Below are 2,502 nucleotides of genomic sequence, written 5' to 3'. Positions count from 1 at the left end.
GATCACCGGCGAAGGACGTCCCGATACCGCCCGCACGCGCGTGCTCGTGACACTGGGTGAGGACGTGCCGATCGGTACCTTCGACGAAATGCTCACGTATCTGCGCTGGTTCGCCACTGCCGATCGCCTGCGGGAGCTGCGCGATGCCGATCTGTCCGGGCGCGCCGCGGCGTGGACCGCGTTTCTCAAGGCTACCGATCCGGTGCCCGGAACAGCTGAACACGAGGGGCTGCGCGATTACTTTGCCCGTATCCGCGCCGCCAACATCCGCTTCCGTGATGATGCCGCCGCCGGATGGCAATCGGATCGCGGCACCGCCTTCGTGGCGCTCGGCGATCCCGACAACATCATCGACACCGGGTTGCTCAATCCCAATGAGCGCGTGCGCCAGCAGATCTGGGAATATCGTGAGCTGCGCGTGCAGCTCCTCTTCGTCGACCAGACCGGCTTTGGCCGCTGGCGTATCGCTCCGCAGAGTCGTGGCGATCTCGACGTGGCCATCCGTCGCAAGCTGGACAACACCAGCAGCCGCTGATCTTGCCCTGACGGCAGGGGGACACCATGGCTGATGTCTCCCTGCCGCCCGCACCGCGACTCTTTCTTGTCGACGGGTACGCGCTGATTTATCGCGCGTTCTTTGCGCTGATGCAGCGGCCGCTCACGACGAGCCGCGGTGAGAACACGAGCATCGCGTGGGGCGTGGCGAACTTCCTCAAGCGCCTGCTCAACACCCACAAGCCGGAGCTGCTGGCGTGGGTGCACGACAGTGGCGCCACCTTTCGCGACGAGCTTTACCCCGACTACAAGGCGACGCGCGAAAAGCTGGCCGACGATCTCCAGGCCGATTTCGACCAGGGACTCGTGCGCGTGCTGCAGCTGCTCGCGGCCTACGATATTCCCGTACTCACGGCCGAAGGGTTCGAAGCCGACGACGTGATCGGCACGATGGCGAGGAAGGGAGTCGAGGCCGGCTACAACGTCGTGATCGTCTCGGGCGACAAGGACTTTCAGCAGCTCGTGCGCCCCGGTGTGTGGCTGCTCAACCCCGGCCGCGGCGGCCCCGCCAGTGTGGAAGAGAACTGGGTGGGCATGGAGAACGCGAGCGACCGTCTCGGCGTGCCGCCCGAGCGCGTTATCGACTATCTCGCCATCGTCGGTGACAGCAGCGACAACGTGCCGGGTGTGAAGGGGATCGGCGAGAAGGGCGCCATCGAACTCATTACCCAGTACGGGCCGCTCGAGAACATTCTCGCCCACACCCACGAGATCACGAAGAAGCGGCCGCGGGAAGCGCTGCTGCAGTACGAAGCGGAAGCGCGTCTGTCGAAGCAGCTCGTCACCATCCACTGCGACGTGCCGGTGGAACTCGACGCGGAGAAACTGCATGTGAACGCCCCCAATGCGGAGGCGTTGCGTGCGCTCTATCTCGAGCTCGAATTCAGCAGCCTGCTCAAGGATGTGGGAGGCAGCGTCTCGGCTGGCACGTCTGTGGGCGTGCCGCGGTCGGCGACGGAACCGGATGCGGCGGGCGGGGCGGCTCGCACGCCATCGCTACCCGGTCGTCCGGATGCGCCGGTGGTGCTGCTGGGGGACAGCGGGGTGCCCGTGCTGGCCGATGCGCGTTACACCACGGTGGACACGCTGGAGGCACTCGACGCGCTGCTCGCGCGCGTGCGCGAGGTGCCGTACATCGCGATCGATACGGAGACGATCACCGATGTCGATGCGCCGCACGCGGTGGACGCGCTCCGCGCGCATCTGGTCGGCCTGTCGATTGCGGTGGCGCCCGGTGAGGCGTACTACCTGCCGTTCCGTCATCGCCGCGATGATGGCGGCGGCAACCTTGCGCTGTTGAGCGGCGAGGCGGGGATCGCCGGTCGTCGCATCAACGCGGGCGTGCCGGAGCCGGCGAATCTTCCGCCGTTCGGCAGCGACGCCATCGCGCCACTCCGCGCGATGCTCGAAGACCCAGCAGTAAAGAAGATCGCGCAAAACGCCAAGTACGACGTACTGGTGCTTCGCGGCGCCGGCGTGCGCATGGCGGGACTCGAATTCGACACCATGCTCGCCAGCTACGTGCTCGATCCGGGACGGCGCAGTCACGGACTCGACCTGCTTGCCCTCGAGTTTCTCGGACACACCATGACGGCGTACGAGCAGCTGTGCGGGAAGGGCAAGACACAGCTGCCGTTCGATGCCGTGCCGGTGGACGCGGCCCGTGACTACTCGTGTGAAGACGTGGATGTCACGATGCGCCTGCGTGCGTTGCTCGAGCCATTGCTCGCGTCGCACGAAATGCTGCCGCTGCTGCAGGAGATGGAGGTGCCGCTCGTGTCGGTGCTGGCCGACATGGAGTACGAGGGGATCGCCATTGATCTCGCGTGGTTTGAGAGCCTTAAGACACGCTTCAGGACCGAACGCGAAAAGGTGGAGCAGGCGATCTACGCGGAAGCGGGCGAGGAGTTCAACATCAACTCCAATCCCCGTTTGCGCGTGATTCTC

Annotated in this window: 2 protein-coding genes; both read left to right on the top strand. The window is 65.6% G+C overall.

The genetic code is table 11. From position 1 onward, the window contains the following. Positions 1 to 535: GWxTD domain-containing protein (locus tag ACIQ6O_RS16375; protein WP_396208839.1), on the top strand; the 535-nt coding region annotated here is incomplete at its 5' end. A 26-nt stretch (positions 536 to 561) separates the two neighbouring features. Then, positions 562 to 2,502: 5'-3' exonuclease H3TH domain-containing protein (locus ACIQ6O_RS16370; protein WP_396208838.1), on the top strand; the 1,941-nt coding region annotated here is incomplete at its 3' end.

Origin of the sequence: Gemmatimonas sp., assembly GCF_044345575.1 — a bacterium.
Lineage (GTDB): Bacteria > Gemmatimonadota > Gemmatimonadetes > Gemmatimonadales > Gemmatimonadaceae > Gemmatimonas.
Note: the sequence above shows the minus strand (reverse complement) of the source record. Positions and strands in the feature narration are given on the sequence as shown.